Genomic DNA, 14363 nt, shown 5'->3' on the forward strand with positions numbered 1-14363 from the left:
CCTATCTTATGAAATATTAACAAACGTCGTATCTTTTTGTTGTTCCACGTAATGAAGTGCTCTTGGATAATAATCTAGAACCGCTTCTACATAAAGGATGTCCCCGTAGCATGCTTCATAGGCTTCCGCTTCTTTTCGAATACATGCATAAATACCCGTCGCTTTTAACTCCTGGTATTTTTTTTGCGAAAAGGAAATAGCTAATGATTTTGAATAAGTAGCATTACGATCCTTTACGTAGCTTATAAAGCCTTCCCCGAAATTATAGGATTGCAGTGCCAGTTTAATATCACCATCAGCCTTACCTAAGACGTGAACGAAATATTTCACACCCTGTTCAATGGATAAAGAAGCATCCTTTATGCAACCCACTTCACCGCAATAGCTTTCAGAGGCCTGCATCGGATCATTTCCTCTCCCACCGGACTCTTGCATCATTAAAGCCATCACCACTGGCGTATACGCTTCCTTTTGATATTTCTTTAATTCTTGATAAAGCATATCTTCATATTCCAATACAGAATCAGAAAGTTTTTTCCCTGCCGGTTGCTCAACTTCTTGATTTAGACTTGTAATCCATACTAGTAATGCGATAGATATCGCTATGACACCCATTAATTTTAAACTATTTATCAAAGGTTTATATAATTTATTTCTTTTTATTTTTGTCATTTCTCTCCCTCAATCGGTCTCCGAGTTAATCACTATACACTTTTATCATAATACGATTGAGGAGAAGAAACAATCAACAGCTTACGCCCTAGCAAAAATATTCTTTAACCATATACTAAATAAAAAGAGAGGATGAATGCTATCATGGAAAAAGTTAAACCGCGACGAAAAAGGCGCCCTATGAAAAAAAAGAAGCCTTGCAGCTGTAAGCAAGAAATAAAACGAATTAGGAAGGCCTAGCCTTCCTTTTTAATTGAAAAATTGAATAGAGAGCTCAACAATAGAGGCAACAGCGGCGATAGCTAATATGAATATCAGCGGTAGAAATAAGCCACTGAAATATGTGAAACCAAAAAATAAGAAAGCTGAAATCCATATACCTAAGCACCAATGGCAGATAAGTAATTCAGCAATAAAATAACCGATACCGTCTCGTTTATAATAAATAACCTCTTCTACTGTGCCGTCCTCCTGAATCTGATCTTCACGAAGAATAAACGGCGCGCGTATAAACGCTGTAATTTTATCGTGTTGAATCAATCGTGTTAACCGAAAGGTAGCTAAAGCTAGCATTAAAAAATAAAAAAATGTCATTGTTTCATCTCCTCTTTCTATTTCATATGAAAAAATAGAAACAATGATACTTTTATAGAAGGAATTATTTTATTTCCACACTCCAACAATTTTACCAAAAATAGAGGCCAAGATCTGTTGGAAAAGCATGCCGATAACAACAGGAACTGCAACCGGAGGCGGGAAATATTGCACTGCTATAACCGCTCCTGCACTGATATTCCTCATGCCTCCAGTGAAAATTAATGCTATTTTATCTTCTTTTGATCGTTTTGTAAGTTTCGCCACCAGCCATGCTAGCAAATAACCACTAGCAGCTATCAAAAAAACAATGACAGCAATTCTTAAAAGCTTAGAATCAAAATTTTTCAAATAAGGAGCTACTGCAGCACTATTGATCATAATAACAAGGGATAACGATATTTTGGAAAATGGTGCAAGCCTTGGACTCCATTTTTCGTGAATTTTTCCGTGTGTCCATTCATGCAAAATCAAACCAAGAATAGAAGGAAGAACGATCATCCCTAGTAAACCTTTCATAATTGGCCATACTTCAAGTTCAACTGCTTGGCCAATAAAAATGGATAAAACACCTGGAACTATTAATGGAGATAATATCGTATCGACTAAAATAATGGACAAGGTAAGGGCTATATTACCTCTCACCATTGATACCCAGATAAAGCTTGTTATTCCTGTTGGGATCACCATCGCAAGAACAACTCCTGTCACCGTTAACGGATCATCAGGAAACGTAATTACACCAACGCCCCACGCCCAAAATGGCATCACGATATGCAAAAGAAATACAGCAATTACAATAGGGAAAGGATGCACCATTACACGATGGATCGCAATAAAATTAGAACTTAAGCTGCCTGCAAAGGTCATGAAGGCAAAAATCCATGGCACAAGGTAAGCAAGTGGGGCAAGTCCTTCGGCAAATATTACACCTATTATCACACTGCTTGGCGCAATAAATGGCATCATTTTCTGTAATGTTTTGTTCATTTTGTACAACATTAAAACAACCTCTATTCTTTACCTCCCCCCTACTTTTTCCTTAATAGTGGTCGCTTATGTGTATGATCTACTTCTACTGGAACTCCGAAAAATTCGGTTAAGTGGTCTGTTGTTATCATCTCACTCGTATCACCTTGTGAAAAAACAGTCCCATCTTTTAGAAGAAGGGTTTTATTAAAGGTTGGAAGTATTTCGTCTACATGATGCGTTACATAAATAACAGTAGGGCTGTCTTTATCCATTGTAATTTTTTCTATAGCTTCAAGCAATTGCTCTCGTGCAATAAAGTCAAGCCCTGAAGTTGGTTCGTCTAAAATTAAAAGCTTTGGGTCGGCCATTAATGCTCGAGCAATTAAAACTCGTTGCTGTTCACCTTGCGACAGTGTTCGATAGCTGCGATTTCCGTATTTTAAACAACCCATTTGTTTTAATAAATACTTTGCCTTCTTTCTCATCTCGTCTGTGGGTGTTTCATATAGTCCAATAGATGCAAACCCTCCACTAAGTGCAATATGATAGGCAGTATCTGCTTCATACATCCGGGCTTTTAAAGAAGCGGACACAATCCCTATCTGCTGTCTTAAACTTTCTCCCAATACATCCTTCCCGAAGGTTTTATCCAGAACTGTCACCGATCCCTTCGTCGGAAAATAATAGGCTCCTAGCATATGTAAAAGAGCAGTTTTACCTGCACCATTTAAGCCTAACAATACCCAATGGTCTCCATTATCGATTTCCCAATTCACATCAGAAAGAATCCAATTTCCATCTTTTTTCAATGCAACATCTTTTAGTGATAAAATCATTGCTCTATCTCCTCCTGATTTCACGTCTTCTTTCTATTATATAGTAGTAGAAAAATAAACAAAAATAATGTTTTTTTATAAAAACTATTGAAAATGATTCTCATTATCATGTATAATGAATTTGTGATATTTAGATGTATCATACACTCCCTATACACATAATCTTTTGTTACCCCCAAACAACAAAAGCTTTAGGGTGATTCCTATTCAATGAGAGAAGTATTCCGTTACTTCTCTCTTTTTTTATACACTTAATTAAAATAATTATAAATAAACATTGATTTTTATTAAATTTGTATTATAATAAAAGATGTATTCTCTTTTACGGAAAAATACATTAATTTTTAAAGGAGAGGTGTTAATCGAATGAGTGAAGAAAAAAAATACCTAACAACTGCTACTGGTACACCGGTAGGAGACAATCAGAATTCCCTTACAGCAGGTCATCGAGGACCTACTTTAATCCAAGACGTACATTTATTAGAAAAACTTGCACACTTTAACCGTGAACGTGTTCCGGAACGTGTTGTACATGCCAAAGGCGGAGGTGCTCATGGTTATTTTGAAGTGACGAATGATGTATCTAAATATACAAAAGCAGATTTCCTATCAGAGGTTGGTAAAAAAACACCGATGTTTATCCGTTTTTCAACTGTTGCAGGTGAATTAGGTTCAGCAGATACTGTTCGTGATCCACGTGGTTTTGCAGTTAAATTCTATACGGAAGAAGGAAACTACGACTTAGTCGGAAATAACACACCTGTATTCTTTATTCGTGATGCTATTAAATTCCCTGACTTTATTCATACACAAAAAAGAAATCCACAAACACACTTAAAGGATGCGAATGCTACATGGGATTTCTGGTCTTTATCACCAGAATCATTGCATCAAATAAGTATCCTTCATTCCGATCGCGGTATACCTGCAACTTGGAGACACATGAACGGGTATGGCAGTCATACATTTAAATGGGTAAATAAAGATGGAGAAGCATTCTTCATTAAATATCACTTCAAAACAGATCAAGGCGTGAAAAATCTAGATACTGATTTAGCAAGTAAGCTTGCTTCAGATAATCCAGATTATCATATTGAAGATCTATTCAACGCTATTGAAGATGGTAACTTACCTTCATGGACACTTAAGGTTCAAATTATGCCAGCTGCTGATGCGAATACGTATCGCTATGATCCATTTGATGTTACCAAAGTATGGTCACACCAAGACTATCCACTAATCGAAGTTGGTCGAATGGTTTTAGATCGAAATCCTGAAAACTATTTTGCAGAAGTAGAACAAGCTGCCTTTTCTCCTGGTAACTTTGTACCTGGTGTTGAAGCTTCTCCTGACAAAATGCTACAAGGGCGTTTATTCGGTTACTCTGATGCACACCGATATCGTATTGGTGCGAACCATGAAGCATTACCAATTAATCGTGCAAAATCACCTGTTAACCATTATCAACGTGATGGCTTTATGCGCTTTGATGGCAATGGTGGATCATCTGTTAACTACGAGCCGAATAGCGTAGATGGACCAAAAGAAACACCTGAAAACAAAACTACTCCTTATGGAGTGGAAGGATTCGCTGATAGCGTACCATACGACAGTGAAGATCACTTCTCTCAACCACGCGCACTTTTCCGTGATGTTATGGATGAGGATGAGCGTACACGCTTAATCCAAAACTTTGTTGATCACATGAGCCGCGTGGATCGCCAAGAAATATTAATTCGTCAAATCGAATTATTCTACACGGTTGATACAGAACTAGGAACTAGAATAGCAGAAGGTTTAAATTTAGAAGTACCTGAGCATATTAAGAATAAGTAAACCCATTGATCGCCTCTATAACCTAGAGGCGATTTTTTATTAGAAATCCTCAACTTCATTGATTAGATTTATATGGAATTTAATGAAGCTACTACTCTTTTTTTAAAAAAAGGTTTTAATTTTTAGAAAAAGGGGAAAATATACGCTGAAGAGAAAAAGCAAATTTGTATTATATGTGAGAATACATGACAATATCGTAGCATTTTTTAAACAAAGCGAAGGGAATGATCATGAGCAATAGAGACGCCAATTAACCTCTAATTATCATGCTAAATTGCATTTGCGCAAACTCGTTTTACCCTATATTATATAGAATGTACCATTTGCGCAATTCTTTAATTGCCAAATAAGAAAGGAGCAAACCGTTATTAACACTGAAAAAAATCAAGCTCCAAGTGAAGTGGTGTTCTCGCATCCAACCAAACAAGATGGAGCTGGCATGTGGGAGTTAGTCATGGAGTCTACTCTTGATACTAACTCATCTTATAAATATATTTTAATGAGTGAATATTTTTCTGAAACTTGTGTAGTGGCCAAGCAAGATGAAAAAATTGTTGGCTTTATTACCGCATTTACCCCTCCAAAAGCGTCAGATACAGTTTTCATCTGGCAAGTTGGTGTAGATGCTTCACAACGAGGAAAAGGCATCGCATCTCGTATGCTACATTTTCTATTAAATTCTAAAAGCTCCAAGGCTATAGAATATGTTGAAGCAACTATTACTCCAACAAACAAAGCATCTCAATCTTTATTCCAAAAATTAGCTCGTGACTTTAATACAACATGTGAATCCAGCGAGTTTTTTACGGAGGATTTATTTCCAGGTGATGAACATGAGGAAGAATTAAAATTCCGAGTGGGGCCAATTAAAAGATAAATAATAATTATTATTAAATTTACAATTAGAATGATCTATTAAAAGGAGGATTTTATAATGAGTAAGAATTTGGATATTATCAACAATTCCGAGTCTGTAGTTCGTAGTTATATTAGAAATTTCCCAACCGTGTTTACAAAAGCAAAGGGACACAAAATGTGGGACGAAAATGGAAAAGAATTCATTGATTTCTTTTCTGGTGCAGGTGCATTAAATTACGGGCACAACGATGATAGTATGAAAGAAAAATTAATCGAATATATAACTAAAGATGGTATTACGCACTCTTTAGATATGGCATCAGATGCAAAAGCTGATTTCTTACAAAAATTTAACGATGTTATTCTAAAGCCTAGAGATCTTGACTATAAAGTTATGTTCCCTGGACCAACTGGTACAAACACTGTAGAAAGTGCATTAAAATTAGCTCGTAAAGTTACTGGCAGAACAGACATTATCAGTTTTACAGGTGGCTTCCACGGTATGACAATTGGTGCATTATCTGTTACTGGTAACTCTATGAAGCGTAAAGGTGCAGGAATTCCACTTCAAAACACAGTAACCATGGCTTATGATAACTATGTTGACCACGATACACTAGTGTATTTAGAGCGTTTCCTAGATGATAGCGGTAGTGGTGTAGCAATACCAGCAGCTATGATTGTAGAAACTGTTCAAGGTGAAGGTGGAATTAATGCCGCTCGTTTTGATTGGTTGCAAAAAATCGAGCAAATTTGTAAGCGTTGGGGCATCCTATTAATTATTGATGATGTTCAAGCCGGTATTGGCAGAACTGGTACTTTCTTCAGCTTCGAAGCTGCTGGAATTAAACCAGACATCGTTTGTCTTTCTAAATCATTAAGTGGTTATGGCTTACCTCTAGCTGTAACATTAATTAAGCCTGAATTAGATATCTGGCAGCCTGGTGAGCATAACGGTACTTTCCGTGGTAATAACCACGCATTCGTTACAGCTACAGCGGCACTTGATTTCTGGAAAAATGATAATTTTGAAAAAGAGATTCATGAAAAGTCAGAAATTATCTACAGCTTTTTAGAACATTTAGTAGCAGATTATCCTCAACTTAAAGGTGAGGTTCGCGGCCGTGGATTCATGGTAGGAATCGCTTCTGAAGTGGAAGGATTTTCAGGTAAAATTGCTGCAAAAGCATTCGAACTTGGATTGATCATGGAAACTGCTGGACCAAATGACGAGGTATTTAAATTATTCCCACCTCTAACCATTCCAAAAGATGAACTTCAAAGAGGTTTAGAAATTATTGAAGAAAGCATCAAAGGATTAATTAAAGAACCAGTAACTAACTAATATACATTCTAGGAGATAATATAGGAGGAACTAAGATATGAAAGTAGTAAGCTTAAAGGACGTACAAGGAACTGAACATGATGTAGATGGAGGTAATTGGATTAGCCGTCGTCTTATTATGAAAAAGGACAAGATGGGCTATTCTGTTAACGATACTATTATTAAAGCAGGTACAGAAACGCACATCTGGTATAAAAACCATTTAGAATCTGTATATTGTATCGAAGGTGAAGGCGAAGTTGTGACGTTGAGTGACAACAAAGTTTGGCCTATTACGAAGGATACTTTATATGCATTAGATGAAAATGATGAGCACTTATTACGTGCAAAAACGGAGATGCGTATGATTTGTGTATTTAACCCACCATTATCAGGGTTAGAAGTACATGATGAAAATGGCGTATATCCAGTAGACGAAGACTAAAATATCCTAAAAGAAAAGTAAACATCCTAAATCCTTTTCTTATCCTAAAAAGCTCCCACTTATCCGGGAGCTTTTTTCTTTTTTCGAAAAAATTAGCAATTAACTGTATTTTGTTATACGATAATAAATAGAAGTATTTTGAAATCGTGAGGTGCTAAACGAATGTCTAAGAAAGATGTAGATGATTACCTTCAAGAAGGAATATACGGAGCTAAAGAGATTAATCCAGATGAAAAAAGAAAATATTTAGGAACATATCGTGAGCGGGTTCTGCTAGCATTAACCCAAGCACAGGTGCGAGGCGCAAAGGGATTAAAGGAACTAGAAACAGCAATCGATCAGAATAACGATGTGCAATTATTATTAAATGGGGATATGAGCTTTCGTTTTTTTAAGCCATACCGAGATCTTTCGAGAAAAAAGAAAATAAACTACACATCCATTGCTAATAAAACAGCAACAAGTGACTATGGTTTAGTATTAACATCAAAACATGCAGTTGATAAAGAGGATATATTTTTAAAAGAAGCAGCAGCGTCACCACCAAAGGATAAATCGGAAAAGAAGACTTGGTGGAAAAAAATATTTGGTTTATAATCTATTTTCGTTTAACTAGATTAAAGTGAAAAATAGGTATGAAATAAGCACAGTAAAATATGGCGACCCATGCAGGAACAGCACAAGCTTGATATACTGCAAAAAAGCGGTCTTAGCTTTTTACAGAGCGATAATTGATATTGTTTAAGCAAAAAATAATCCGAACTGATTTGAGTTACCTCAAAATCATTTCGGATTATTCTGCGCATACGTTTCTTTTGGTCCAACTACTTCTTTTTTATTTACTACTTATTAATTGTTCTTCTTCTGTTTCTTCTAATACTTGAATCAACCGACCCATACCTTCTTTTATCAATTCAGGAGTAGAGTTAGTGAAATTCATTCTTAAAGTATTCTTATCCGGTTTTGACACATAAAAGGGGGATCCCGGAACAAAAGCCACACCATTTTTAACTGCTTTTTTTAATAGTTTTGTTGTATTAAAATGCTCTGGAAGCGTTACCCAGAAAAACATTCCACCCTTAGGAACAATATATTCTAGTCCCTCTACTTTTGCAGTGGCTAATAAATCCTTCATCACAAGCATTCGCTCATAATACGTTTTACGAATTTTTTCAATATGTCCATCTAAATCAAAATCATTTAATAAATGAACCAGTGCGTGCTGGCTTATTGAATTGGTATGAAGGTCGGTAGCTTGTTTGGCCTGTGCCATAATCCGTATAATTTGATGCGGGCCAACAATCCAACCAATTCGCATAGCAGGCACAACCGTTTTTGAAAATGTGCTCGTATATAAAACCAAACCATTATCGTCCATAGAAGCGATGGACGGTGGTGCATCCTCTTTATCAAATTGTAGTTCACCGTATGGATCATCTTCAAAAATAACAACATGATATTTATCAGCTAATTCCAACAATTTCTTTCTGCGTTCTAAAGACCATACTTTCCCAGTTGGATTGGAATAGGTTGGCACAACGTAAATACATTTTGGCTTTAAGCGATTTATTTTCTTTTCTAAATCAGCTAACACCATTCCATCATCATCAGAATCAACTGCAACTACTTTCGTTTCATAGGATTCAAATACTTGAAGAGCTGCTAAATAGGTAGGATTTTCCGTTAAAATTATATCACCTTTATTAAACATTACTCGCGAAAACAGATCAATTGCTTGCTGGCTACCTGAGGTGATTAATACGTCTTCTGCATCTCTTTTCATACCTTTTTTAGCCATCCGTTCTACCAAGGCTTCTCTTAGTTCTTTTACACCTTCTGTTTCACCGTATTGCAGCGCTTTAGCATTGCTTGTTACCGCTTTATGAAAAGCTTGATCTACCGCTTCTACTGGAAATAACCCCTCGTCAGGTAAACCACCGGCAAAGGATATAATATCACCCTGGTTAATCACTTTTAATATATCCCGAACCGCCGAAGATTTTAGATATTTTACGCGCCTGGAAAAGCCATACTTCATTGTTCCTTCCACCTTTCACCATGTTTAGCTAGATTTTAGAGAAAAAACAGTTACTTTTACGAAAGTAACTGCTCTTTCTAGCTTTGTTACCCAAGGATAGCTCGATCATTTGCCATCTGTTCTCCACGAATTCGTTGAAACTCAGCCAATAGTTTTTCTATCGTTAATGCTTGTTTTTCTTCACCAGAAACTTCTAAGATAATTTGGCCTTTGTCCATCATGATTAAACGATTTCCAAGATCTAAGGCTTGCTGCATATTATGCGTTACCATTAATGTTGTAAGATTAAATTTTTCGACGACTTCCCCTGTAAGGTTTGTGATAAGCTCCGCTCTTGAAGGATCTAAAGCAGCTGTATGCTCATCTAATAATAAAATATTAGGTTCTGTAAAAGTTGCCATTAATAGCGATAATGCTTGACGCTCTCCGCCTGAAAGCATTCCTACTTTTGCATTTAAGCGATTTTCTAACCCCAAATGCAATGTCTCTAAATACTCACGGAATAATGCTTTTCGTTTTTTTGTTACACCACTTTTTAGTGTGCGTGTCTTATTTCTTGCATATGCCATCGCTAAATTTTCTTCGATCGTCATCGTTGGAGCAGTTCCAGCCATAGGATCTTGAAATACTCTTCCAATATATTGGGACCTTTTAAATTCTTTTAGCATGGTCACATCTTTATCGTCTACAATGACCGATCCGATGTCCGGTTTTAAGGAGCCTGATATCACATTCATAAGTGTGGACTTTCCAGCTCCGTTACTTCCGATTACGGTTACAAAATCACCTTGTTCGAGTTGAAGGTTCGTATGTTGTAATGCTTTTTTTTCATCTAGTGTTCCTTCATTAAAGGTGATTGAAACATCTTTTAAATTAAGCACCATTAGTCTCCTCTCACCTATTTGCTAATTCTTGCCGCTTTCTTCGCTTTCTTGAAGCTTCTTTTTGTGCAGCTATTATTTTCGGAGCAACTAAAGCAATAATTACAAGTAGCGCTGTAATCAATCGCATATCACCTGTTTCAAGGAATTCTACCTTTAACGCTAACGTAACTACGATACGATAAACAACAGCCCCTCCAATTACAGCTAACGTTGTTCTGGCTATTGATTTTGTTCCAAATAAAGCTTCACCAATAATAACGGATGCTAATCCAATAACAATCATACCAATACCCATACTTACATCAGCAAAACCACCATACTGGGCGACAAGAGCACCAGAAAGTGCTACCAATGCGTTTGAAATTCCTAACCCTACGATCGTTAACGTATCGGTATTCGCTGAAAAACTACGAATCATCTTTTCATTATCACCTGTAGCACGAAGCGCCAAACCAACTTCTGTCTTTAAAAAATAGTCGGTAATTAATTTAACAACAATGGTTACAATAATCATAATGATTAAAATAGCCCATGTACCAGGCACACGGTCTAAGCCTGTGTTTGTTAATAGCCCATTTAGGAAAGCATCAATTCCGAGCATTTCCCAGAAACCTTCGACATCATTAAAGATCGTCGGTTCTCGAATTAAGGCGACATTTGGTTTATCCATTATTCTTAAATTAATCGAGTATAGTGCAATCATCATTAAAATCCCTGATAAAAGCGGATTTATTTTTCCTTTTGTATTTAATATTCCTGTAATCGTACCGGCTAAAAACCCAGCTAATGCGGCAAACACCGTCGCTAAAACAGGAGGCACTCCATTTATAATGGAAATTGCTCCTACTGCTGCTCCGGTCACAAAACTACCATCTACTGTTAGATCTGGAAAGTCTAGAATTCTGAATGAAAGATATACGCCTAATGCCATTAGCGCATATATAAAGCCAGATTCCACTGCACTAAATATAGACAAAAACATGCTGTTCTTCCTTTCTCCTACAATTTACACAAGCTAGAAAAATTCGACATCCACCTTCATCGATGAATGTCGAGTTTAAATTCTATTCTTCTGCTTCTTCCGTTTCTAAAAATTCTGCTTCTTCGTCCCATGCATCGTTCCATTCAATTCCCTGCGCTTCTGCTGCTTCTTTATTGATAAACAGCTGCATGCTAGGTGGAACTTCTACAGAAATATCTGCAGGTGTTTTTTCTCCAGTTAAAACCTCTACTGCCATTTCACCTGTACGGTAACCAATTGTATGATAGTCAATACCATATGTAGCGAAACCGCCACGTTTAACCGAATCAGGTTCACCAACAACAAGAGGAATAGATTGTTCTTCTGCAACATCTATTACAGTTTCAAGCGCCGAAACCACCGTATTATCTGTAATGATATAGAAAACGTCCGCTTCCCCTACTAAAGTAGAAGCTGCTTGTTGAACTTCAGCCGATGAAGCTACAGTGCGCTCTGCAGTAGAAAGAGAGGTTCCTTCAACTGCCTCATTTACAGCTTCAATTTGTGTAACTGAGTTCGCTTCTCCAGCACTATAAATTAACCCAACGGTTGATCCTTCAAAATATTGATCAATAAAATCAATCGTTTGTTTGATAGAATCCGGATGCAAATCAAGTACTCCGGTAATATTTTCGCCTGGTTGCTCCATGTCTTCTACTAATCCCGCCTCTACTGCATCAGTAACAGATGTAAATAAAATTGGAATATCACTTGTAGCCTGCAAAGCACCTAGTGCGCTTGGTGTCGAATTAGCAAAAATTAAATCAACATCATCAGCTACAAAGTTATTTGCAATTGTACTTGTATTATTTTGGTCATTTTGTGCATTTTGAAAATCATACTCTACATCTAGTCCAGCGTCAGAAAGAGCCTCTTGAAATCCTGCATAAGCAGCATCCAAAGATGGGTGTTCTACGATTTGAGTTGCTCCAATTGTATATGTTTCTGATTCTTCTGAAGCCTCTTCCTCTTCACCTTCTGTTCCATTAGCTGTGTTTTCTTCACCAGAAGTACCATTACCTGCTTCTTCATTTGTGCCACATGCTGTAACTAGTAGCATGGTAGTAAGTGTAATAAATAAAAATAATAGCCACTTTTTCATAATCTCTAACTTCCCCCATTTTCTTTATATTTTAAATTTTCTAAAGATTTACGTTTTATTATAGCATATCTTTACCTCGTTGCGTATACATTTCTATTGCTTTCTCCGATGAATCCAAACGTTTTTATTTTGAAAAATTATAATTAGTTGCTATCAATTATTTATTCAGGCAGACTATAAATGAAATCAAGATAATACGAGCTTTAAAATTATCCATTTCTCATGGAAAACAAGCATACTAAAAAACTGAAAGTGTGATGATCATGTCAGATATTATCATTATAGGTGGGGGGATTCTTGGCGCTTCTACCGCTTATCATTTGGCTAAGCTAGGAAATAACGTCACCGTTATCGATAAGGAGGAACCTGGGAGCGCAACAGATGCCGCTGCTGGTATCATTTGCCCGTGGATTTCACAGAGAAGAAACAAAGTATGGTATAGCTTAGCCGTAAAAGGTGCTGGCTATTATCCTGCTTTGATTCATGAATTAAAGCAAGATGGCATCACAAATACAGGCTATAAAAAAACAGGAGCGCTTGTCATCCGAACAGAAAAAAAGCAGGCAGAGCGCTTATTTAAATTAGCAGAAGAAAGACAAGCTGACGCGAAAGAGATCGGCGCCATTTCTTTTTTATCTCCAAACCAAATAGCTAAACATATGCCTGTGTTATCTGAGCAATATTTTGGTGTGCATCTAGAAGGCGGAGCACGAGTAGATGGTAAGTTATTAAAACAGAGCTTAATTGATGCAGCAAAAAAATATGGCGCAAAATTTCATGTAGGAGAAGCCAAGCTAAAAAATAATTCCAGTCACTTAGAGGTCTTGTTAAATGATGAGAAAATGAAAGCAGATCAAATTGTATTAACTAACGGGGCCTGGTTGCCTGATTTAATTAAAGCAACCCATCCTATTTGTAAAGTAAAGGCGCAAAAAGCACAAATTTCTCATATTCATGTTAAAAACCATGAAACGGACGAGTGGCCGGTTGTAATACCAGCCGGAACGAAATATATTGTTCCATTTTCAAACGGAAAAATCGTTGTTGGAACGACACATGAAGACGAGCATCAGTTTAATACAAATGTTACAGCAAAAGGGTTGCATGAAATTTTGCATCAAGCCTTACATATTGCGCCAGGACTTGCTAAAGCGGAATTAGTGGAAACAAAGGTTGGATTCAGACCAGCTGCACCTAACTTTTTACCCGTTTTCGGAAGATTGCCAGGTTATCAAGAAGTTTATCTAGCAAACGGCCTCGGTTCATCTGGGTTAACAACCGGACCTTTTCTTGGTAAAGAATTAGCAGCCTTTATTACGAATCAATCTATGGAGCTAGATCCAAATGATTATAATGTTTCCTGTTTGTTTGAAGAATGACAAGACGCACCATACTTTATCCTTACGGTGATACTTGTTAAATAAAAGAATGACTTAACAACTGCTACGGCTTGCCCACTTTGCTTTTCGAGGGGGCGTTTCTTCAGCTAACTTTTGAAAAGAAATTCACTTTCCAAAAGTGGATCTGCAGATCACGCTAATCCCTTGGGAGTCAAAGTGGACGCCTTCGCAGTATTAAATACCGTAATAAAAACAAGTGGTAGTATTCATGCCTTTTTCTTGCTAAAGAGAAATTATCCTTTTTTGAACATTCAAAAAGATAACAGTTATTACCGCTGAAGAGTAAACTACTCAGTGAAGGCGGGCAGCCGTAGCGATATCCCTGGACACAATAACCTTCATTATTATTATTAAACAATATCTTTCTTTATTTCGCCTTTT

14 protein-coding genes are annotated in these 14363 nt (G+C 36.8%); 6 read left to right on the forward strand and 8 right to left on the reverse strand.

Annotation, left to right across the window (positions count from 1 at the left end):
- Positions 1 to 6: 6 nt before the first annotated feature.
- The 4 genes from DFR57_RS05920 to DFR57_RS05935 all read right to left on the reverse strand — a co-directional run bounded on the left by DFR57_RS05920 (position 7) and on the right by DFR57_RS05935 (position 3074).
- Positions 7 to 672 carry a lysozyme family protein gene (locus DFR57_RS05920; RefSeq protein WP_114352221.1) on the reverse strand — a complete coding sequence of 222 codons (666 nt, stop codon included), beginning with the start codon at positions 670 to 672 and terminating at the stop codon, positions 7 to 9.
- A 249-nt stretch (positions 673 to 921) separates the two neighbouring features.
- Positions 922 to 1266 (reverse strand): DUF1360 domain-containing protein, encoded by a 345-nt coding sequence (locus tag DFR57_RS05925; RefSeq protein WP_114352222.1) that lies wholly within the window; start codon positions 1264 to 1266, stop codon positions 922 to 924.
- A 69-nt stretch (positions 1267 to 1335) separates the two neighbouring features.
- On the reverse strand, positions 1336 to 2268 hold the full coding sequence (locus tag DFR57_RS05930) for a bile acid:sodium symporter family protein (RefSeq protein ID WP_114352223.1): 933 nt from the start codon (positions 2266 to 2268) through the stop codon (positions 1336 to 1338).
- A gap of 29 nt (positions 2269 to 2297) precedes the next feature.
- On the reverse strand, positions 2298 to 3074 hold the full coding sequence (locus tag DFR57_RS05935; protein ID WP_114352224.1) for an ABC transporter ATP-binding protein: 777 nt from the start codon (positions 3072 to 3074) through the stop codon (positions 2298 to 2300).
- A gap of 366 nt (positions 3075 to 3440) precedes the next feature.
- Between DFR57_RS05935 and DFR57_RS05940 the strand changes: the two genes are divergently transcribed.
- From DFR57_RS05940 to DFR57_RS05960, 5 genes are all read left to right on the forward strand, one after another.
- Entirely contained in the window at positions 3441 to 4910 is a 1470-nt protein-coding gene (locus tag DFR57_RS05940; RefSeq protein ID WP_114352225.1) for a catalase, read from the forward strand.
- Positions 4911 to 5310: 400 nt separating this feature from the next.
- Positions 5311 to 5787 carry a diaminobutyrate acetyltransferase gene (gene ectA, locus DFR57_RS05945; protein WP_281270473.1) on the forward strand — a complete coding sequence of 159 codons (477 nt, stop codon included), beginning with the start codon at positions 5311 to 5313 and terminating at the stop codon, positions 5785 to 5787.
- A 57-nt stretch (positions 5788 to 5844) separates the two neighbouring features.
- The gene (gene ectB, locus DFR57_RS05950) at positions 5845 to 7113 is read left to right on the forward strand and encodes a diaminobutyrate--2-oxoglutarate transaminase (RefSeq protein ID WP_114352227.1); all 1269 of its coding nucleotides are present in this window, start codon (positions 5845 to 5847) and stop codon (positions 7111 to 7113) included.
- Between the two features lie 37 nt (positions 7114 to 7150).
- A complete protein-coding gene (locus tag DFR57_RS05955; RefSeq protein ID WP_114352228.1) occupies positions 7151 to 7537 on the forward strand; it encodes an ectoine synthase in 387 nt (128 codons plus the stop codon).
- Between the two features lie 162 nt (positions 7538 to 7699).
- Complete coding sequence (locus DFR57_RS05960) at positions 7700 to 8134, forward strand: YueI family protein (protein WP_114352229.1); 435 nt, start codon at positions 7700 to 7702, stop codon at positions 8132 to 8134.
- Positions 8135 to 8372: 238 nt separating this feature from the next.
- On the opposite strand, the gene DFR57_RS05965 is transcribed toward DFR57_RS05960, so the two are convergent.
- From DFR57_RS05965 to DFR57_RS05980, 4 genes are all read right to left on the reverse strand, one after another.
- Positions 8373 to 9575, reverse strand: a complete 1203-nt coding sequence (locus DFR57_RS05965; protein ID WP_114352230.1) for an aminotransferase-like domain-containing protein — start codon at positions 9573 to 9575, stop codon at positions 8373 to 8375.
- 86 nt (positions 9576 to 9661) lie between these two features.
- Complete coding sequence (locus DFR57_RS05970) at positions 9662 to 10459, reverse strand: ABC transporter ATP-binding protein (protein ID WP_425450946.1); 798 nt, start codon at positions 10457 to 10459, stop codon at positions 9662 to 9664.
- A gap of 10 nt (positions 10460 to 10469) precedes the next feature.
- Positions 10470 to 11441 carry an ABC transporter permease gene (locus DFR57_RS05975; RefSeq protein ID WP_114352231.1) on the reverse strand — a complete coding sequence of 324 codons (972 nt, stop codon included), beginning with the start codon at positions 11439 to 11441 and terminating at the stop codon, positions 10470 to 10472.
- Positions 11442 to 11523: 82 nt separating this feature from the next.
- Positions 11524 to 12582, reverse strand: a complete 1059-nt coding sequence (locus DFR57_RS05980) for an ABC transporter substrate-binding protein (RefSeq protein ID WP_114352232.1) — start codon at positions 12580 to 12582, stop codon at positions 11524 to 11526.
- A gap of 263 nt (positions 12583 to 12845) precedes the next feature.
- Between DFR57_RS05980 and DFR57_RS05985 the strand changes: the two genes are divergently transcribed.
- Entirely contained in the window at positions 12846 to 13961 is a 1116-nt protein-coding gene (locus DFR57_RS05985; protein WP_114352233.1) for an NAD(P)/FAD-dependent oxidoreductase, read from the forward strand.
- Positions 13962 to 14363: the final 402 nt, after the last annotated feature.

Origin of the sequence: Saliterribacillus persicus (genome assembly GCF_003337485.1) — a bacterium.
In the GTDB taxonomy this organism is placed as follows: domain Bacteria; phylum Bacillota; class Bacilli; order Bacillales; family Amphibacillaceae; genus Saliterribacillus; species Saliterribacillus persicus.